An 18,855-nucleotide genomic window follows, 5' to 3' on the forward strand; every position below is an offset into this window, starting at 1 on the left:
ATGGTCTCTTTACTTGATTCGGCTGATGTTGGCGCCGATCGCCTGCAGCTTCACTTCCATGCGGTCGTAGCCGCGGTCGAGGTGGTAGATGCGGTCGATCAGCGTTTCGCCCTTGGCGGCCAGGCCTGCGATCACCAGCGAAGCCGAAGCGCGCAGGTCGGTCGCCATCACGGGCGCGCCCACCAGCTGATCCACGCCTTTGATAAAGGCCGTGTTGCCGTCGGTTTCAATTGCGGCGCCCAGGCGGTTCATCTCCTGGACGTGCATGAAGCGGTTCTCGAAAATGGTTTCGGTCACGCGGCTGGCGCCATTGGCGATGGTGTTCACCGCCATGAACTGGGCCTGCATATCGGTCGGGAAGCCAGGGTATTCGGTGGTACGGAAAGTCACCGGGTTCGGGCGCGCATCCATTTGCGCGCGGATGGTGTCTTTGTCGATGGTCATTTGCAGGCCGATCTCGCGCAGCTTGTCGAGCGCGGCGTCCATGATGTCGGTGCGGGTGTTGTGCAGGGTGATGTCGCCGCCGGTGGCCGCCACGGCGCACAGGAAGGTGGCCGCTTCGATGCGGTCCGAGATCACGGAATGCGAGGCGCCGTGCAGTTCAGGCACGCCCTGGATCACCAGGCGGTCGGTGCCGATGCCGGAGATCTGCGCGCCCATGGCCACCAGCAAGTTGGCCAGGTCGGTCACCTCCGGCTCGCGCGCGGCGTTTTCCAGGATGGTTTCGCCCTCGGCCAGGGTGGCCGCCATCAGCAGGTTCTCGGTGCCGGTCACCGTGATCATGTCGGTGACGATGCGGGCGCCCTTGAGTTTCTTGCACTTGGCGTAGATGTAGCCGGCGTCGATGGTGATCTCGGCGCCCAGCGCCTGCAGGCCCTTGATGTGCTGGTCCACCGGGCGCGAGCCGATGGCGCAGCCGCCCGGCAGCGAGACCTTCGCTTCGCCGAAACGCGCCAGCAGCGGGCCCAGCACCAGGATCGAGGCGCGCATGGTTTTCACCAGCTCGTACGGCGCTTCCAGCTTGTCGATGGCGCTGCCGTTCAGCACTACCCGCTCGCCGTCCTGCTGCACTGCCAGGCCGGTCTGGCCCAGCAGCTTGAGCATGGTGGCCACGTCGTGCAGGTGCGGCACATTGTCCAGCACCACGTCGCCCGCCGTCAGCAGGCCGGCGCACAGGATGGGCAGCGCCGCGTTCTTGGCGCCGGAGATGGTGACGTCGCCGACCAGGCGCTTGCCGCCGGTGATGAGGAGTTTGTCCATGGTGTCGTCCTTAGCCTTGGTATTCTTCTGGGGTCAGCGTTTTCATCGACAGCGCGTGGATTTCCTCGCGCATGCGGTCGCCCAGTGCGGCGTACACCAGCTGGTGGCGCTGGATCGGACGCTTGCCGGCAAACGCCGGCGAGACGATCACGGCCTGGAAGTGCTGGCCGTCGCCCTCCACTTCAAGGTGGGTGCATTCGAGGCCGGCCGCGATATAGCCGTGGATCGCTTCTGGAGTGGTGGTCATGGTGTTGTTTTCCTTCTTAGTGGCGCAGGCGGTAACCGCTGCTCAATAAACGTATGGCCAGCAAGGACAGCACGGCCAGGAAGGCGCCGACGATGCCGAGGCTGATGAATGGGTTGACATCGCTCTGGCCGAAAAAGCCGTGGCGGAAGCCGTCTATCATGTAAAAGAACGGGTTCAGGTGCGACACGGTGAGCCAGAACGGCGGCAGCGAGTGGATCGAGTAGAACACGCCGGACAGGAAGGTCAGCGGCATGATCAGGAAGTTCTGGAACGCGGCCAGCTGGTCGAATTTCTCGGCCCAGATGCCGGCAATCAGGCCCATGGTGCCAAGGATGGCCGCGCCCAGCAGCGCGAACACCAAAATCCACAGCGGCGCCACGAAGCTCATGTTGGCGAACCAGGCGGTGACGACGAACACGCCGGCGCCCACCACCAGGCCGCGCACCATGGCGGCGATCACGTAGGCCGAGAAGATCTCCCAGTGCGACAGCGGCGTGAGCAGCACGAACACCAGGTTGCCGGTGATCTTGGACTGGATCAGCGAGGACGAGGAGTTGGCGAAGGCGTTCTGCAACACGCTCATCATCACCAGGCCGGGAATCAGGAAGGCGGTGTAGCTCACGCCCGGATACACCTGCACGCGGCCTTCCAGCACGTGGCCGAAGATCAGCAGGTACAGCATGGCGGTGAGGATGGGCGCGGCCACGGTTTGCGTGGCGACCTTGTAGAAGCGCAACGTCTCCTTGTAGACCAGGGTGCGGAAGCCGGTGGAAATCATACTGCCCCCTTGTCCATGATTTGCAGGAAGATGTCTTCCAGGTCGGCCTGCTGCAGCTGCATCTCGTCGATGACGGCGCCGCTCGCGCGCACCCGCGCCAGGATCTGCTCCACTTCCGAGTATTCATTGATGCGCAGGCTGTACTTGCCCTGGGCCGCCTCTTCCGGGTGGGTGACCAGGTGGTGCAGGTCTTCCGGCAGCGCGCCCTGCTTCAGGTGCAGGATCAGCGAGGAGCCGGAGATGCGGCGGATCAGCTGGGACATGGTGTCCAGCGCCACCACCTGGCCCAGCTTGAGCATGGCAACGCGCTTGCACATGGCCTGCGCCTCTTCCAGGTAGTGGGTGGTGAGCACCACGGTGTGGCCTTCGCGGTTCAGGCGCGAGATGAACTTCCACAGCGTCTGGCGCAGTTCCACGTCCACCCCGGCGGTCGGCTCGTCGAGCACAATGACGGGCGGCTTGTGCACCAGCGCCTGGGCCACCAGCACGCGGCGCTTCATGCCGCCCGACAGCGCGCGCATGTTGACGTCGGCCTTGTTGGTCAGGTCGAGGTTTTCCATCACCTCGTCGATCCACTTGTCGTTGTTGGGCAGGCCGAAGTAGCCGGACTGCAGGCGCAAGGTTTCGCGCACCGTGAAAAAGGGGTCGAACACCAGTTCCTGCGGCACCACGCCGAGCTTGCGGCGCGCGGCGCGGAAGTCGCCCGTGACGTCGTGGCCGTGGATGCTGACCTTGCCCGCGTCGGGCCGGATCAGGCCGGCGATAATGGAAATGAGTGTGGTTTTTCCGGCACCATTGGGACCGAGCAGGCCGAAGAATTCGCCCTCCTCGATGGTGAGGGAGACGCCGCCCAGTGCCTGGAGCGACTTGTAGCGCTTCTCGACATTGCTGATTTGGATTGCTGTCATGCTTGGCTTTAAGTTGGCTACGGCACCATGACCGTCGCGGGAAGGGCACAGGACCCGGAGGTGCGATATGCCGTGGCACTCAGGCAACGGCAACGGTCAATTATATTGGAAATTTGGTTCGGCTACGCCGGACCGGAAACTGCTGGGGGGGTGGGGCGGGGGTCAATGATGGCGGTGATGCTGCGGCGCTGCGGCCGCCGGGGAGCTTGCTTCGCCGCATTCGGCCAGCGAGGGTGAAACCAGCGCGCAAACGCCGTACAGCTTGGTGAGGCTTTTCAGGTTGGCCGGCAGGTTCTTCAGCTCGAGCTGCAAGCCCGCTTCCTGCGCGGCGCGCTGCCATGCCAGCATGACCGACACCGCGGCCGAATCCACCGCCTGCACATTGCGCAGGTCGAACACGGACTGGCCGCCGGCGATCGCCGCCACGCCCTGCTCCAGCGCCGCAGTGGCGTTGGACACGGTCAGGGACGTGAGGGACTGCATGTTGTCGGTGGATGCGGACATGGTCTTGAAGTCTTTATTTGGCCGAAGCGGCTTTGATGGGACGGCTGGCCAGCTTCTTGTTCTTTTCGGACAAGGTCTTGATCAGGCCGTCGATGCCGCCCTTGCTGATTTCCGAGGCGAACGTGCCCTTGTAGGTCTCGACCAGCCACGCGCCCAGCACGTTGATGTCGTAGATCTTCCAGCCGCTTGGCGACTTGGCCACGCGGTAGTTCAGCGGGATCGGCTCGCCACGGGCCACGTTGACCTGGGAACGCACTTCCACTTCGGTGTCAGACGGGTCGGCGCGCAGCGGCTTGAATTCAATGGTCTCGTTCTTCACCTGGGACAGCGCGCCCGAGTAGGTGAAGATCAGCAGCGAACGGAACTCGGTGGACAGCTGCTTTTGCTGTTCCGGGCTCGCTTCGCGCCAGTAGCGGCCGGCGGCCAGCGAGGTCATGCGCTGGAAGTCGACATAGGGCAGGATCTTGGTTTCCACCAGGTCCATCACGCGCTTCTGGTTGCCGGCCTGGATTTCCTTGTCGGCCTTGGCGGTGTCCAGCACGTCCTGGCTGATGCGCTTGACCAGCACGTCCGGCGCTTCATTGCCGGCCGGGGCCGGGGCTGCGGTGGCGGCCATGGCGGCGGAGGCGAAAGCGACCGTCGCGAAAGCGAAAAGCTGTTTAATCAATTTCATCTCTGTTGAACCTTATTTTAGTTGCTTCAGGGTTACAGGCTGGCGTTCTTTTCCGCAGCCGGTGCCGCCATTATAGCCTCGCCCGTGACCGGGGCCGCATCGTTGCCATGGCCGGCATCGGCGGCGGCCGGCTTGGCTGCCGGTTTGTCTTCCTGCTTGTCTTCCTTCTTGTCGGCGCCCTTGCCGCCGCGCGGACCGGATTCGCCATTGAAGACCTTGCTCTCGCGTGCTTGCAGGAAACTGTCGCGCACGAACTCGTAACGGTCCAGTGCCGCCTCTTCCATCAGGCTGGTGGCGTCCAGCAGGCCGGCACGCTTGTCGATCACGCGGGTAACGCTGCCGATGTTGCGCACGTTGACAGGATCTTTATAACCCCATGGGTCGGCCTTGATGTCCAGCGGCAGCGCCACGGTGTCGCGCACGGTGGACGGGCCCAGCAGCGGCAGCATCAGGTAGGGGCCCGATTGCACGCCCCAGTAGCCCAGCGTCTGGCCGAAGTCCTCGTTGTGCTTCTGCAAGCCGGCTTCGGAGGCGATGTCGAGCACGCCCAGCAGGCCGAAGGTGGAGTTCAGCGCCACGCGCATCACGTCCGACATGCCCTGCTCGCCCTTGCCCTGCATGAAGCCGTTGGCGGCGCTCCACACGTCCGACAGGTTGCCGAAGAAATTGTTCACGCCGGTCTGCACAAACGTCGGCAGCACGTTCTTGTAGGCGGTGGCGGCAGGCTTCAGTGCCGCCTGGTCGACCGCGTCGTTGAACTTGAACATGCTGCGGTTAAAACCCTCGTACGGGTCGCGCGGGTTGGGGCCGGCGCAGCCGGTCAATGTGGCGGCCGCCGCTACAAGCAAGGCCAGGTGACGGAATTTCATCGATGCACTCATTAGTTGCTATCCTTTCCTTCAGCTGCTTTGCTGTAGATAAATTGGTTGATCAGGTCTTCCAGCACGGCAGCGGACTGGGTACGCGCGATCTTGTCGCCCGCCACCAGGTTGTTGGTGTCGCCGCCGGCTTCGATGCCGATGTATTGCTCGCCCAGCAAGCCAGCGGTCAGGATTTTAGCCGAGCTGTCTTTCGGGAATGCGTAGCTGGTTTCCATATTCAGGGTCACCAGCGCCTTATATGACTTGTCGTCGAAGCGGATCTTGGCCACGCGGCCCACCACCACGCCGGACGCCTTGACTGCGGCCTGCTCGCGCAGGCTGCCGATATTGTCGAACTTGGCGGTCACTTCGTAGGTCGGGGCGAACGACAGCGAACTGGCATTGCCCGCCTTCAGCGCCAGGAAGGCCAGCGCGGCCACGCCCAGCACGACAAACAAACCGACCCACAGATCCAGAGATTTACGTTGCATGACACTATCCTAACTTGTTTTTATTTCTGCGGCGCACAATGCCGTTATTTGCTGAACATCAGCGCCGTCAACATGAAGTCCAGCCACCAGATCATCAGCGACGAGATCACCACGGTGCGCGTGGTGGCGCCGGCCACGTCTTCCGGCGTGGGGCGGGCTTCGTAGCCCTGGTACAGCGCGATGAAGGTGATGGCGATGCCAAACACGATACTCTTGGCGAAACCGTTGAACACATCTTTCCAGAGGTCCACGCCGCCCTGCATCTGCGACCAGAAAGCGCCCTCGTCCACGCCGATCAGCTGCACGCCGACCAGGTAGCCGCCGAAGATGCCGACCGCGCTGAAAATCGAGGCCAGCACCGGCACGGCAATCACACCGGCCCAGAAACGCGGCGCCAGCACGCGCTGCACCGGGTTGACCGCCATCATTTCCATGGCCGACAGCTGTTCGCCCGCCTTCATCAGGCCGATTTCCGCCGTCAGCGAGGTGCCGGCGCGGCCGGCGAACAGCAGCGCGGTGATCACCGGCCCCAGTTCGCGCGTCAGCCCCAGCGCCACCAGCAGGCCGAGCGACTGCTCGGCGCCGTATTTGTTCAGCGTGTAATAGCCCTGCAGGCCCAGCACCATGCCGACGAACAGGCCGGACAGCGTAATGATGAGCATCGAATAATTGCCGATGAAGTGCAGTTGCTCGACGATCAGGCGCGGACGGCGCAGCAGGCCGGGCGATACGCCCAGCATGTAGAAGAAGGTGCGGGTACTGTAGCCGACGCCTTCGATGTGTTCGCGCACCCAGTTGCCGAGGCGCTCCAGCAGGCGGCCGATCATGCGCGCTCCTTCAGGCCCAGGTCGGCCGCCAGCGACTTGCCCGGGTAGTGGAAGGGCACCGGGCCGTCGGCCTCGGCGTGCACGAACTGCTTCACGTAAGGGTCGGCCGACACCATCATTTCGTCCGGCGTGCCGTGCGCCACCACCTTGCCCTGCGACAGGAAGTAGACGTAGTCGGCGATGTGGAACGATTCCTTCACGTCGTGCGACACCAGGATGGTGGTCGAGCCGAGCGCGTCGTTCAGGTTGCGGATCAGGTTGGCGGTCACGCCCATCGATATCGGGTCCAGGCCGGCGAACGGTTCATCGTACATAATCAGTTGCGGGTCGAGCGCGATGGAGCGCGCCAGCGCCACGCGGCGCGCCATGCCGCCGGAAATCTCGCCCGGCTTCATCCTGGCGGCGTTGCGCAGGCCCACGGCGTGCAGTTTCATCAGCACCAGGTCGCGGATCAGCTCTTCGGCCAGGTCGGTGTGCTCGCGCAGCGGGAAGGCCACGTTCTCGAACACCGACAGGTCGGTAAACAGCGCGCCGTGCTGGAACAGCATGCCCATTTTGCGGCGCAGCAGATACAGGTCGTCGGTCTTCAATTTGTGAACGATCTGGCCGTCCACCGACACGTGGCCCTTGGACGGGCGGATCTGGCCGCCGATCAGGCGCAGCACCGTGGTCTTGCCGCTGCCCGAGCCACCCATGACCGCCACCACCTTCCCGCGCGGGAAGTCCATCTGGAGGCCCGACAATATCGACCTTTTTCCATAGGAGAAGTGTAAATCACGGATTTCGACTAGATTCGGCACGACCACGCTCACTTTTTTGAATCCCGTATTGTAGTGCAGAAACGCCAACCTCTGCTGAGAGCCCCCTCGGGAGGGGGAGGCAAGAGGCAAATAATACAACATTAATAACTAGAAAGTCAGTAATTTACATCTGGAAAGGTTTGTTAATTGCTGCATTGCAGCAAAGCGCAGCCAAAGAAAAGGCCCCGCAGGGCCTGATGCCGCGCCGCCGGCGAACGCGGCTAGACGCGCTTGCCCCACACCAGGCCGGCCGCCTTGTCGGATTTGATGCGGGCGTCATGGCTGGCCACCGCGGCGAGCTGCTCGAGGCGGCGGCGCTCCATTTCAGCGGCGATATCCACCTTATGCTGCTCGCTGGCGGGCAATTGTTTGTTGAACACCATGTCGTAGACGCAGCGCTGGGCCAGCGCCAGGTCGGCGGCCCCCGGCGTTTCATATTTGCCACGGTTGGACTTCAGGTAGACGTATTCGCCGCCCTTCAGGCAGAAGTACAGATGGGTCGGCGTGCCCTTCGCGTTTTTCCAGGTCAGATGCGGCCAGGAACGCACCACCACGGCGTGGGTGTCGTCGGAGATGGTGACATGGGCCTGGCGGTAGCCGCCGGGCGCAGGACTCAGCTGCCACATGACGTAGCCGCTCTTTTCAATCGAATCGTACTTTTGCGTCAGGCCGCTAATGGTCGCCACAACGTCATCCCTCTCCGTGCGTTAAGTCGTTCAATATCGCAAATGATTGCCGCATTGTCAATAAAAAAACCGGAGCCGTCGAGGATCGCCCGTCGTGCTCCGGTGGGAGTGAAACTACTACTTGGGAATCAGCGCGGCAGGACCGACGAACCCATCAGGAATTCATCGACTGCGCGGGCGCACTGGCGGCCTTCGCGGATGGCCCAGACCACGAGGGACTGGCCACGGCGCATGTCGCCGGCGGCAAATACTTTGGCGACCGAGGTCTTGTAGCTCTGCTCGCCCTCGGTGCTGGCCTTGGCGTTGCCGCGGCCATCCTTGTCGACGCTGAAGGCATCCAGGATGTTTTGCACCGGCGACACGAAGCCCATGGCCAGGAACACCAGGTCGGCCTTCATTTCAAATTCGGAGTTCGGCACTTCCTGCATCTTGCCGTCCTTCCACTCCACGCGGCAGGCGATCAGCTTCTCGACCTTGCCGCCCTTGCCTTCCAGGCGCTTGGTGGCCACCGCCCAGTCGCGCTCGCAGCCTTCCTCGTGCGACGAGGAGGTGCGCAGCTTGGTCGGCCAGTATGGCCACACCAGCGGCTTGTTTTCTTGTTCCGGCGGCATCGGCATCAGTTCGAACTGGGTCACCGAGGCTGCGCCCTGGCGGTTCGAGGTGCCGACGCAGTCGGAACCGGTGTCGCCGCCGCCGATCACCACCACGTGCTTGCCGGTGGCCTTGATCTGGTCTTTCACCTTGTCGCCGGCGTTGATCTTGTTCTGCTGCGGCAGGAAGTCCATGGCGAAGTGCACGCCCTTCAGCTCGCGGCCCGGTACCGGCAGGTCGCGCGGCTGCTCGGCGCCGCCGGCCAGGATCACGGCGTCGAATTCCTTCTCCAGGTCTTCCGGGAAGATGGTTTCCTTGGCCCAGTTGTTGACATTGGCCGGGAAATCCTTGCCGATCAGCACACTGGTGCGGAAAGTCACGCCTTCGGCCTGCATCTGCTCGACGCGGCGGTCGATGTGCGACTTTTCCATCTTGAAGTCGGGAATGCCGTAGCGCAGCAGGCCGCCGATGCGGTCGCTCTTCTCGAATACGGTCACGTCGTGGCCGACACGGGCCAGCTGCTGGGCCGCCGCCAGGCCGGCCGGGCCGGAGCCCACGACAGCGACCTTCTTGCCGGTCTTGCTTTCGGCCGGCTGGGGTACCACCCAGCCGTGCGCCCAGCCTTCGTCGATGATCTTGTGCTCGATCGACTTGATGCCCACCGGGTCGTCGCTGATGCCCAGGGTACAGGCCGTTTCGCACGGCGCCGGGCAGATGCGGCCGGTGAACTCGGGGAAGTTGTTGGTCGAGTGCAGCACGTCCAGCGCGTCGCGGTAGTTGCCGCGATAGACCAGGTCGTTCCAGTCCGGGATGATGTTGTTGACCGGGCAGCCGTTGTTGCAGAACGGGATGCCGCAGTCCATGCAGCGCGCGCCTTGCACCTTGGCCTGGTCGTTGCTCAGGTGCAGGACGAATTCCTTGTAGTTCTTGAGGCGCGACTCGGGAGCCAGATAGCTCTCTTCCTGACGCTTGAATTCCATGAAGCCGGTGATTTTACCCACGATAATTCCTTATTCTTGTCCAGTTCAGGCGGCGATGGCCTGGGTTTCCATTTCCAGCGCGGCGTTGTCCGCCATCTCGATCAGGGCGCGCTTGTACTCGTTCGGGAATACTTTCACGAACTTGGCGCGGCCTTCGGCCCAGTTGTCGAGCAACAGGCGGGCGCGGGTGCTGCCGGTGTGCTTGAAGTGGCGCTCGATCAGGCGCTTCAGGATCACCTCGTCGGCCTCCGGTTCGCCGTCGCGGTGCTGCGCGTGCCAGGTGTTCCGGTCCAGCTTCTGCTCGGCGGCAGGCAGCACGGACTCCAGGCTGACCATGGCGGGGTTGCACTTCTGCGCGAAATCGCCGTCCGGGTCGTACACGTAGGCGATGCCGCCCGACATGCCCGCCGCGAAGTTGCGGCCAGTGGCGCCCAGCACCACCACGGTGCCGCCGGTCATGTATTCGCAGCCGTGGTCGCCCACGCCTTCGACAATGGCCGTGGCGCCCGAGTTGCGCACCGCGAAGCGTTCACCGGCCACGCCGTTGAAGAAGGCTTCGCCGGCAATCGCGCCGTACAGCACGGTGTTGCCGATGATGATGTTGTTGACGGCCCAGCCGCGGAACTCGGTGTTCGGACGCACGATGATGCGGCCGCCCGATAAGCCCTTGCCGACGTAGTCGTTGCCCTCGCCCACCAGGTCCAGCGTGATGCCGTGCGCCAGGAAAGCGGCGGCGGACTGGCCGGCCGTGCCCTGCAGCTGGATGTGGATGGTGTCGTCCGGCAGGCCGGCGTGGCCGTAGCGCTTGGCCACTTCGCCCGACAGCATGGTGCCCACGGTGCGGTTCAGGTTCTTCACCGGCGAGATGAAGGACACCCGTTCGCCCTTCTCCAGCGCGGCCTTGGCTTGCGCGATCAGCTTGTGGTCCAGCGCCTTGTCCAGGCCGTGGTCCTGGTCTTCCACGTGGCGGATGGCTTGCTCGCCCTGCACCTGCGGCTGGAAGAAGATGTTGCTGAAGTCCAGGCCCTGCGCCTTCCAGTGGGTGATGGCTTTGGACTTGTCCAGCAGGTCCACGCGGCCGATCAGCTCGTCGTAAGTGCGGATGCCCAGCTGGGCCATCAGCTGGCGCGCTTCTTCGGCTACGAAGAAGAAGTAGTTCACCACGTATTCCGGCTTGCCCTGGAACTTGGCGCGCAGCACCGGATCCTGGGTGGCCACGCCCACCGGGCAGGTGTTCAGGTGGCATTTGCGCATCATGATGCAGCCTTCCACCACCAGCGGCGCGGTGGCGAAGCCGATCTCGTCGGCGCCCAGCATGGCGGCGATCACCACGTCGCGGCCGGTGCGCATCTGGCCGTCGGCCTGGACGCGGATGCGGCTGCGCAGGCCGTTGAGCACCAGCGTCTGCTGGGTCTCGGCCAGGCCCAGCTCCCAAGGGGTGCCGGCATGCTTGACCGAGGACAGCGGCGAGGCGCCGGTGCCGCCGTCATGGCCGGCCACCACCACGTGGTCGGCCTTGGCCTTGGTGACGCCGGCGGCCACGGTGCCGATACCGACTTCGGACACCAGCTTGACCGAGATCGAGGCGCGCGGGTTGACGTTCTTCAGGTCGTGGATCAGCTGGGCCAGATCTTCGATCGAGTAGATGTCGTGGTGCGGCGGCGGCGAAATCAGGCCCACGCCCGGCACCGAGAAGCGCAGCTGGGCGATGTATTCGGACACTTTATGGCCCGGCAGCTGGCCGCCTTCGCCGGGCTTGGCGCCCTGCGCCATCTTGATCTGGATCTGGTCGGCCGAGTTCAGGTACTCGGCGGTGACGCCGAAGCGGCCCGAGGCCACCTGCTTGATGCGCGAACGCATGGAGTCGCCCGCCTGCAGCGGAATGTCGACCACCACTTGTTGCTTGCCCACCACGGAGGCCATGGTGTCGCCCTGCTTGATCGGGATGCCCTTCAGTTCCATGCTGTAGCGGGCCGGATCTTCGCCGCCTTCGCCGGTGTTGGACTTGCCGCCGATGCGGTTCATGGCCACGGCCAGGGTGGCGTGCGCCTCGGTCGAGATCGAGCCGAGCGACATGGCGCCGGTGGCGAAGCGCTTGACGATTTCCTTGGCCGGCTCGACTTCGTCCAGCGCGATGGCCTTGGCCGGGTCGAGCTTGAACTCGAACAGGCCGCGCAGGGTCAGGTGGCGCTTGCTCTGGTCGTTGATGATCTGCGCGTACTCTTTATAGGTCGAGTAGTTGTTGGCGCGGGTCGAGTGCTGCAGCTTGGCGATCGCGTCCGGCGTCCACAGGTGGTCCTCGCCGCGGATGCGGAAGGCGTACTCGCCGCCCGCGTCCAGCGCTTCCTTCAGCAGCGGATCGTTGCCGAAGGCCAGGTTGTGCAGGCGCAGCGCTTCTTCCGCCACTTCGAACACGCCGATGCCTTCCACGTTGGAGGCGGTGCCCTTGAAGTACTTGTCCACCAGCGACTTGTTCAGGCCGATCGCTTCGAAGATCTGCGCGCCGCAGTACGACATATAGGTCGAGATGCCCATCTTGGACATGACCTTCATCAAGCCCTTGCCGATGGCCTTGGTATAGTTGTAGATGGCTTGCTCGCCGCTCAGCTCGCCCGACATTTCGTGGGCCAGCTCCATCAGCGTTTCCATCGCCAGATAGGGGTGCACGGCTTCCGCGCCGTAGCCCGCCAGCAGGGCGAAGTGGTGGGTTTCGCGGGCCGAGCCGGTTTCCACCACCAGGCCGGTCGAGGCGCGCAGGCCTTTCGACACCAGGTGCTGGTGGATGGTGGAGGTGGCCAGCAGCGCCGGGATTGCCACGCGGTCCGGGCCGATCGAACGGTCCGACACGATCAGGATGTTGTGGCCGGACTTGACCGCGTCAACGGCTTCCGCGCACAGCGAGGCCAGGCAGGCTTCCACGCCTTCCTTGCCCCAGGCCAGCGGGTAGCAGATGTTCAGCTCGTACGACTTGAACTTGCCGCCGGTGTGCAGCGAGATGCCGCGCAGGCGCGCCATGTCGTCGAAGCCCAGCACCGGCTGCGACACTTCGAGGCGCATCGGCGGGTTCACGTTGTTGGTATCAAGCAGGTTCGGTTTCGGGCCGATGAAGGACACCAGCGACATCACCATCGCTTCGCGGATCGGGTCGATCGGCGGATTGGTCACCTGGGCGAACAGCTGCTTGAAGTAGTTGTACAGCGGCTTGAGCTTGTTGGACATGACGGCCAGCGGCGAGTCGTTGCCCATGGAGCCGGTGGCTTCCTCGCCGGCGGCGGCCATCGGCGCCATCAGGAAACGCAGGTCTTCCTGGGTGTAGCCGAAGGCTTGCTGGCGGTCCAGCACGGACGCGACGGCTTTTTCGCCCGGCGCGGCGCTGTACTTGATGCGGTTGTGCGCCTGCTGGCTCTCGGACAGCTTGATCTCGTTGAGCTTGATGCGCACCGCGTTGATCCAGGCCTTGTAGGGCTTGGCGTTGGCGTAGGTGTCCTTCAGTTCCTTGTCGTCGATGATGCGGCCCGCTTCCAGGTCGATCAGGAACATCTTGCCCGGCTGCAGACGCCACTTCTGGATGATCTTCGATTCCGGGATCGGCAGCACGCCCGATTCGGACGCCATCACCACCAGGTCGTCGTCGGTGATGATGTAGCGCGCGGGACGCAAGCCGTTGCGGTCCAGCGTGCCGCCGATGTAGCGGCCGTCGGTGAAGGCCATGGCGGCCGGGCCGTCCCATGGTTCCATCATGGCCGCATGGTATTCGTAGAAGGCCTTGCGGTTGTCGTCCATCAGGGTGTGGTTTTCCCACGCCTCGGGGATCATCATCATCATGGCCTGCGCCAGCGGATAGCCCGCCATCAGCAACAGTTCCAGCGCGTTGTCGAAGCAGGCGGTGTCCGACTGGCCTTCGTAGATCAGCGGGAACAGCTTCTGCAGGTCGTCGCCCAGCACGGCCGACTTCATCACGCCTTCGCGGGCGCGCATCCAGTTGAAGTTGCCTTTCACCGTGTTGATTTCGCCGTTGTGGGCGATCAGGCGGTACGGGTGGGCCAGCGGCCACTCAGGGAAGGTGTTGGTGGAGAACCGCTGGTGCACCAGCGCCAGCGCCGAGATGCAGCGCGGATCCTGCAAGTCTTTATAGTAGACGCCGACCTGGTCGGCCAGCAGCAGGCCTTTGTAGACCACGGTGCGGGCCGACATCGACGGCACGAAGAATTCCTTGCCGTGCAGCAGTTTGAGCGCCTGGATGGCGTGGCCGGACGATTTGCGGATCACATACAGTTTGCGCTCGAGCGCGTCGGTCACCATGATGTCCGGGCCGCGGCCGATGAAGATCTGGCGGATGATCGGTTCTTTGGCGCGCACGGTGGGCGACATCGGCATGTCGTAGTCGACCGGCACATTGCGCCAGCCCAGCACGACCTGGCCTTCGATGCGCACGGCGCGCTCGATTTCCTGTTCGCAGGCGATGCGCGACGCGTTTTCCTTCGGCAGGAACACCATGCCCACGCCGTATTCGCCTGGCGGCGGCAGTTCCACGCCCTGCTTGGCCATTTCGTCGCGGTAGTACTGGTCCGGGATCTGGATCAGGATGCCGGCGCCATCGCCCATCAGCGCATCGGCGCCCACGGCGCCCCGGTGATCCAGGTTCTTCAGGATCAGCAGACCCTGCTCCACGATGGAATGGCTCTTGTTGCCCTTGATGTGGGCGACGAAACCGACGCCGCAGGCGTCATGTTCATTAGCTGGGTCGTACAAACCTTGCGCAATCATGCGTTTCTCCACTGCTGATAACTATCGAAAAGTCAGAGTAGTGCAATGCACAAAAAAACTCAACAAGAATAATTAGGGTCGGAGTCGAATTAATTTTTTACGCGTCGGTTTGAAATTTAATTAGGGACACAGTCATTCGCCTTGTTCGGCCGGCGCACTTTTCTTGAAGGGACGGCCGCGCTTGGCCGGCAACACCTGGCGCTTGACGCGGTTTTGCAGCTCCGTCTTGAAGCGCTCCGAACCCAGCGGCCAGCCCTTGAGCACGGCCTGTTCCACCGTGGCGATCTCCTCCGGGGACAGGTCGCTGCCGGCCAGTTCCTTGTACGCCACTTCGCGCTGGAACGGCGTGTTGCCCAGCGCCCAGTACAGCGCGTGGTCGGTCACCGCCGGATCGGAGCGCAAGCCCGCATGGTGGGCATAGCTGGACCAGGCGTACTGCTCCGGCTGGCCCGCCAGGCCCTTGCGCACCGGCAAGAACTCGATATAACGGCTATTGCTCATCAGGTATGACTCGGCGTCGATGAGCGAGGTCTTGTAGCGGCCCTGCCACAGGGTGCCGGCGCGGCCGTATTTCTGGTTGAAGTAGGGCACGTAGTAGCGCCCTATCCACTGCATCATCAAGCCCAGCCCGTCTTCGTCGCTGGGGGTGACCAGGAAATGCAGCTCGGCGGGCGTCAATACGTAGGCATGCACGGCCACTTTCCAGTTTTTGGCGGCGCTGCGCAGCCAGGCAAGAAAGGCGATATAGTCGTCGGCGTCCTGGAACAGGGCCTGGCCGTTCAGGCCGCGCTGGACCACGTGGTGGGGCTGGAAAGGAACGATGAGGCGGGGCAGACGGGCCATGGCAGCGGGGATCAGCGTGGTGGAAAACGCCCATGCTACCGCATCCCGCCCACTCTGTCCCCAATTATTTCGCGGCGCGCGAAAATCGCCTTGACTCCGTCCCTGATTATTGCGGCGCTGCCAGCGCGCGCCGTCCGGAAGGCGGGCCGGCCAGCTGGAACACGCTGACCGCGTGGGCCAGCGCCTGGCTCTGGTCCTGCAGCGCGGCGGCGGCCGCCGCCGCTTCCTCGACCAGGGCCGCGTTCTGCTGGGTTACCTGGTCCATCTGCGAAATGGCGCGGTTGATTTGCTCGATGCCGCTGGTCTGCTCCACGCTGGCGGCGGTGATTTCGCCGATGATGTCGCTCACCCGGCGCACATTGACCACGATTTCCTCCATGGTGCTGCCGGCCTGGTCCACCAGCCTGGCGCCGGTGGACACTTTTTCCACCGAGTCGCCGATCAGCACCTTGATTTCGCGCGCCGCCGCCGCGCTGCGCTGGGCCAGGTTGCGCACCTCGGACGCCACCACGGCAAAGCCGCGCCCCTGCTCGCCGGCACGGGCCGCCTCCACCGCCGCGTTCAGCGCCAGGATATTGGTCTGGAAGGCGATGCCGTCGATGACGCCGATGATGTCGACGATCTTGTGGGCCGAGGCGTTGATCATGCCCATGGTGTCGACCACCTGGCTGACCACGGCGCCGCCGCGCTGCGCCACGTCCGACGCCGACAGCGCCAGCGTGTGCGCCTGGCGCGAATTGTCGCCGTTCTGCTTGACGGTGGCGGTCAGCTCCTCCATCGAGGACGCGGTCTGCTGCAGCGAGCTGGCCTGCTGCTCGGTGCGGGACGACAGGTTCAGGTTGCCGCTGGCGATCTCGCCGGAGGCGCTGGCGATGGTCTCCGTGCCGCCGCGCACCTGGCTGACGATGCGCACCAGGCTGGCGTTCATCTCCTTCAGCGCCTGCAGCAACTGGCCCGTCTCGTCCCGGCTGTCGACCCGGATCCGGCTGCTCAAGTCACCTGCGGCAACGGTCTGCGCCACGCGCACCGCCTGCGCCAGCGGCGCCGTGATGGAGCGCGTGAGCACGTAGGCGAACCAGCTGCCCAGCAGCAGCACGCCGCAGGCCATGGCCAGCAGGAACAGGCGGCCGTCGCGGAACTGCTGCTGCACCTGGCCGGCCAGCACCCGGCCCACGCCGGCCTCGTGCTCGCCGATCTGTTCGACGGCGCGCTGGTAGCCCGCGAACTGCCGTTCCAGCTTGCCGTCCACCAATTGCCGGGCGCCGTCGGCGTCGCCGCCCTTCTTCAGCGCGAACACCGCGTCGCGGGTGGCGGCGTAGTCCTTGCGCACCGCGCCCACGGCCTCCAGCAGGCGCTTTTCCTCGCCGCTGGCCAGCAGCGGTTCGAGCTGCTTCTGGATGGCGTTGACGCGCTCGCGCGTGGCGGCCGCCTTGTCGGCCTCGGCCTTCGATTCCACTTGTTCGGGATTGCGGGCGAACGCCATCACGCGCACGCCGCTGATGCTGATCAGGCCATGCCACTCGGCGGTCAGGCGCTCCTTGAGCATGGCGCTGCCCACCATCTCTTCGCTCAGCTGGCCCACCGCCTGCAAGCGCCAGACGCCGGCCGCCGCCATCATCAGCATCATCAGCATGACGACGCCGAAGCCGCCGCCCAGCCGCACGCCTATCCCCAGATTCCGCACCTTTACCATAGCACCCTCCCGCAAGGACGCGCCGCAACCGCACCGGACCACAGGCGGCGCCTGGAAGTCCATGGTAAGTCAAATGGTATGGCTGGAAACTATTGAAATGTCACGCCGCGCGCGGCGGCGCCATCCGTTTCAGGAGAGGTTGAAGCTGGCGGACAGACTGTAGCCTTCGCCGTAGGCGCTGCGCAGCGGCAGATCCTCGCCCAGGCCGCTGCGCGCCTTCTTGCGCAGGCGGTACACCAGCATGTCGACGCGGCGGCCGGCGTCCGGGTCGTCGCCGCCGATGCCGGCCACGATGACCTGGCGCGGCACGGGACGCGTGTTAATCGTCAGCAGGTGCAGGAAGTTGCATTCTTTTTCCGTCAGCGTGATGGACTGGCCGGACAGTTCCAGCAGGCGGGCGCTGAGCTTCAAGGTCCACTTATTGGGCAGCGGCACCGGCTCCTGCGGACCGACGCGGCGGTCCAGCGCCTCGATATGGGCGGCCAGTTCCGGGAACTTGATGGGCTTGGTCAGGTAATGGTCGGCGCCCAGGCGCAGGCCGAGGATGCGGTTGTCGAAGGCCACGCGGCCGGTCAGCACCAGCAGGCCGATCTGCGGATACAGCTGGCGCATGCGCGGAATGACGTTGAAGCCGTCCTCGTCGGGCAGGCCCAGGTCGAGCACCACCACGCCAACGTTGCCCTGGCTGAGTGCCGACCACATTTCGCCGGCGTTGTTGGTGATGTGGACTTCGTGTTCAAGCTCAGTCAGGAACTCTGCCATTTCCTCGGCATAGTCCAGATTGTCTTCCACGATCAGTATTTGCGTCATTGATGCGCCAATCTCAAATTAGTTGCAAGCCGAAGCTTGCGTGCGAGAATTATCACGGTTGCAATCGCGCGGCGCAAGGTATTTCCCGGCTCAGGCCGGTATAGGCAGCCAAATCCTAAATTTCTTGCCGCTTTCAGCAAAATTTTCCACCGTCAGCGTGCCGCCGTGCACTTCCACCACCGCGCGCGCCATGTACAGGCCCAGGCCCGAGCCCGGTATGCCGTCGGCGGCGCGGCCGCGAAAGCCCCTGTCGAACAGCTTACCCACTTCATCGGCAGGTATGCCAGCCCCCCGGTCCGATACCGACAACTCTATTCCGCCTTCTGTTGCTTTTTTGCCGACAAGCGTTATCTCGTCGCTATCATCTGTGTACTTAATGGCATTGTCCAGCAAAATGTCCAGGACGAGGCGCATGCCGACCGGATCGCAGCGCATCCATTGCGGCAAGCCGTCCTCCACCACGCGGACTGCGGCGCGCCGGGCCTGGGCCTGCCCGGCGGCATGCTCCAGCAACGCCAGCGGCGAGACCTCGTTGGGCTGGCGCCGGCGGCCGATGCTGGCCATGCGCTCGGGCGACAGGTACTCGTCCAGCATGGCCAGCAGGCGCTCGACCGCGTTCTGGATCTTGGTGTAGCGCTTGCGGGTCGCTTCGTCGTGGTGGGCGCCCGTCATTTCCAGGCGCTGGATGGCGCCGTCAATGGTCGACAGCGGGGTGCGGAACTCGTGCGACAGCATGGAGGCGAACTTCTTCTGCTGCTTCTGCCATTGCTGGCGCTCGCTGACGTCGCGCACCGAGCCGGACAGCGCGACGGCGGCGCCGATGTCGTTTAGCACCAGCGTCGATTCGATCTCCACCGGGATCAAGTGGCCGTCGGCGTGCGCCACTTCCAGCTCGCGGCGCACGCGGAGGCGGCTGCGCTCGCCCGCCGCGAAGCGCTCCAGGCGCAGCGGCAAGTCGGCCACCAGCAGGTCCGATAGCGCTTGCGCGCGCTCCAGGTTGTAGCCGAAGCGGCGCCCGGCCGCCGGGCTCAGGTACTGGATGCGGCCGCTTTCGCAGTCCAGCAGGAAATGCACCTCGCTGCTGTTGTCGAGGATTTGCTTGTAGAGCTCGGGATTGAAGGCCGGGTCGTCCATGGC

At 64.2% G+C, this 18,855-nt stretch carries 17 protein-coding genes; all 17 read right to left on the reverse strand.

Going from position 1 to position 18,855, the window contains the following annotated elements; translation table 11 throughout:
* Window positions 1–9 precede the first annotated feature (9 nt).
* Complete coding sequence (gene murA / locus ASD15_RS07045) at window positions 10–1,260, reverse strand: UDP-N-acetylglucosamine 1-carboxyvinyltransferase (RefSeq protein ID WP_057154126.1); 1,251 nt, start codon at window positions 1,258–1,260, stop codon at window positions 10–12.
* A 10-nt stretch (window positions 1,261–1,270) separates the two neighbouring features.
* Window positions 1,271–1,507, reverse strand: coding sequence for a BolA family protein (locus ASD15_RS07050; RefSeq protein ID WP_057154127.1), 237 nt, complete (start codon window positions 1,505–1,507; stop codon window positions 1,271–1,273).
* Window positions 1,508–1,523: 16 nt separating this feature from the next.
* Entirely contained in the window at window positions 1,524–2,285 is a 762-nt protein-coding gene (locus ASD15_RS07055; RefSeq protein ID WP_057154128.1) for an ABC transporter permease, read from the reverse strand.
* Window positions 2,282–3,193 carry an ABC transporter ATP-binding protein gene (locus ASD15_RS07060; RefSeq protein ID WP_057154129.1) on the reverse strand — a complete coding sequence of 304 codons (912 nt, stop codon included), beginning with the start codon at window positions 3,191–3,193 and terminating at the stop codon, window positions 2,282–2,284. The genes ASD15_RS07055 and ASD15_RS07060 overlap by 4 nt, the downstream gene beginning before the upstream one ends.
* A gap of 162 nt (window positions 3,194–3,355) precedes the next feature.
* On the reverse strand, window positions 3,356–3,697 hold the full coding sequence (locus ASD15_RS07065; RefSeq protein WP_057154130.1) for a lipid asymmetry maintenance protein MlaB: 342 nt from the start codon (window positions 3,695–3,697) through the stop codon (window positions 3,356–3,358).
* Between the two features lie 13 nt (window positions 3,698–3,710).
* Complete coding sequence (locus ASD15_RS07070) at window positions 3,711–4,370, reverse strand: phospholipid-binding protein MlaC (RefSeq protein ID WP_057154131.1); 660 nt, start codon at window positions 4,368–4,370, stop codon at window positions 3,711–3,713.
* A gap of 32 nt (window positions 4,371–4,402) precedes the next feature.
* Window positions 4,403–5,239: a VacJ family lipoprotein gene (locus tag ASD15_RS07075; RefSeq protein WP_229418096.1), complete on the reverse strand. Its 837-nt coding sequence runs from the start codon at window positions 5,237–5,239 to the stop codon at window positions 4,403–4,405.
* Between the two features lie 11 nt (window positions 5,240–5,250).
* Window positions 5,251–5,721, reverse strand: coding sequence for an outer membrane lipid asymmetry maintenance protein MlaD (gene mlaD, locus ASD15_RS07080; protein WP_056400019.1), 471 nt, complete (start codon window positions 5,719–5,721; stop codon window positions 5,251–5,253).
* 44 nt (window positions 5,722–5,765) lie between these two features.
* Window positions 5,766–6,548 (reverse strand): lipid asymmetry maintenance ABC transporter permease subunit MlaE, encoded by a 783-nt coding sequence (gene mlaE, locus ASD15_RS07085; RefSeq protein ID WP_057154133.1) that lies wholly within the window; start codon window positions 6,546–6,548, stop codon window positions 5,766–5,768.
* On the reverse strand, window positions 6,545–7,348 hold the full coding sequence (locus ASD15_RS07090; protein WP_082551668.1) for an ABC transporter ATP-binding protein: 804 nt from the start codon (window positions 7,346–7,348) through the stop codon (window positions 6,545–6,547). The genes mlaE and ASD15_RS07090 overlap by 4 nt, the downstream gene beginning before the upstream one ends.
* A gap of 221 nt (window positions 7,349–7,569) precedes the next feature.
* On the reverse strand, window positions 7,570–8,034 hold the full coding sequence (locus ASD15_RS07095) for a hypothetical protein (RefSeq protein WP_057154135.1): 465 nt from the start codon (window positions 8,032–8,034) through the stop codon (window positions 7,570–7,572).
* 128 nt (window positions 8,035–8,162) lie between these two features.
* Window positions 8,163–9,626 carry a glutamate synthase subunit beta gene (locus ASD15_RS07100; protein ID WP_057154136.1) on the reverse strand — a complete coding sequence of 488 codons (1,464 nt, stop codon included), beginning with the start codon at window positions 9,624–9,626 and terminating at the stop codon, window positions 8,163–8,165.
* A 24-nt stretch (window positions 9,627–9,650) separates the two neighbouring features.
* On the reverse strand, window positions 9,651–14,372 hold the full coding sequence (locus ASD15_RS07105; protein WP_057154137.1) for a glutamate synthase-related protein: 4,722 nt from the start codon (window positions 14,370–14,372) through the stop codon (window positions 9,651–9,653).
* A gap of 132 nt (window positions 14,373–14,504) precedes the next feature.
* Entirely contained in the window at window positions 14,505–15,215 is a 711-nt protein-coding gene (locus tag ASD15_RS07110) for a transposase (protein ID WP_057154138.1), read from the reverse strand.
* A gap of 106 nt (window positions 15,216–15,321) precedes the next feature.
* Entirely contained in the window at window positions 15,322–16,908 is a 1,587-nt protein-coding gene (locus tag ASD15_RS07115; RefSeq protein ID WP_057154139.1) for a methyl-accepting chemotaxis protein, read from the reverse strand.
* A 129-nt stretch (window positions 16,909–17,037) separates the two neighbouring features.
* Window positions 17,038–17,718 (reverse strand): response regulator transcription factor, encoded by a 681-nt coding sequence (locus ASD15_RS07120; RefSeq protein ID WP_057154140.1) that lies wholly within the window; start codon window positions 17,716–17,718, stop codon window positions 17,038–17,040.
* Window positions 17,719–17,808: 90 nt separating this feature from the next.
* Window positions 17,809–18,852, reverse strand: a complete 1,044-nt coding sequence (locus tag ASD15_RS07125; RefSeq protein ID WP_057154141.1) for a HAMP domain-containing sensor histidine kinase — start codon at window positions 18,850–18,852, stop codon at window positions 17,809–17,811.
* Between the last annotated feature and the right edge of the window lie 3 nt (window positions 18,853–18,855).

The sequence above is a fragment of the Massilia sp. Root351 genome, assembly GCF_001425045.1.
Classification (GTDB): Bacteria; Pseudomonadota; Gammaproteobacteria; order Burkholderiales; family Burkholderiaceae_D; genus Rugamonas.

Coding starts and splice junctions, on each gene's coding strand:
- ASD15_RS07060 (WP_057154129.1), bottom strand. CDS start 3,193: ATGACAGCAATCCAAATCAGCAATGTCGAGAAGCGCTACAAGTCGCTC.
- ASD15_RS07110 (WP_057154138.1), bottom strand. CDS start 15,215: ATGGCCCGTCTGCCCCGCCTCATCGTTCCTTTCCAGCCCCACCACGTG.
- ASD15_RS07115 (WP_057154139.1), bottom strand. CDS start 16,908: ATGGTAAAGGTGCGGAATCTGGGGATAGGCGTGCGGCTGGGCGGCGGC.
- ASD15_RS07120 (WP_057154140.1), bottom strand. CDS start 17,718: ATGACGCAAATACTGATCGTGGAAGACAATCTGGACTATGCCGAGGAA.
- ASD15_RS07125 (WP_057154141.1), bottom strand. CDS start 18,852: ATGGACGACCCGGCCTTCAATCCCGAGCTCTACAAGCAAATCCTCGAC.
- murA (WP_057154126.1), bottom strand. CDS start 1,260: ATGGACAAACTCCTCATCACCGGCGGCAAGCGCCTGGTCGGCGACGTC.
- ASD15_RS07065 (WP_057154130.1), bottom strand. CDS start 3,697: ATGTCCGCATCCACCGACAACATGCAGTCCCTCACGTCCCTGACCGTG.
- ASD15_RS07105 (WP_057154137.1), bottom strand. CDS start 14,372: ATGATTGCGCAAGGTTTGTACGACCCAGCTAATGAACATGACGCCTGC.
- ASD15_RS07075 (WP_229418096.1), bottom strand. CDS start 5,239: ATGAAATTCCGTCACCTGGCCTTGCTTGTAGCGGCGGCCGCCACATTG.
- mlaE (WP_057154133.1), bottom strand. CDS start 6,548: ATGATCGGCCGCCTGCTGGAGCGCCTCGGCAACTGGGTGCGCGAACAC.
- ASD15_RS07055 (WP_057154128.1), bottom strand. CDS start 2,285: ATGATTTCCACCGGCTTCCGCACCCTGGTCTACAAGGAGACGTTGCGC.
- ASD15_RS07050 (WP_057154127.1), bottom strand. CDS start 1,507: ATGACCACCACTCCAGAAGCGATCCACGGCTATATCGCGGCCGGCCTC.
- ASD15_RS07070 (WP_057154131.1), bottom strand. CDS start 4,370: ATGAAATTGATTAAACAGCTTTTCGCTTTCGCGACGGTCGCTTTCGCC.
- mlaD (WP_056400019.1), bottom strand. CDS start 5,721: ATGCAACGTAAATCTCTGGATCTGTGGGTCGGTTTGTTTGTCGTGCTG.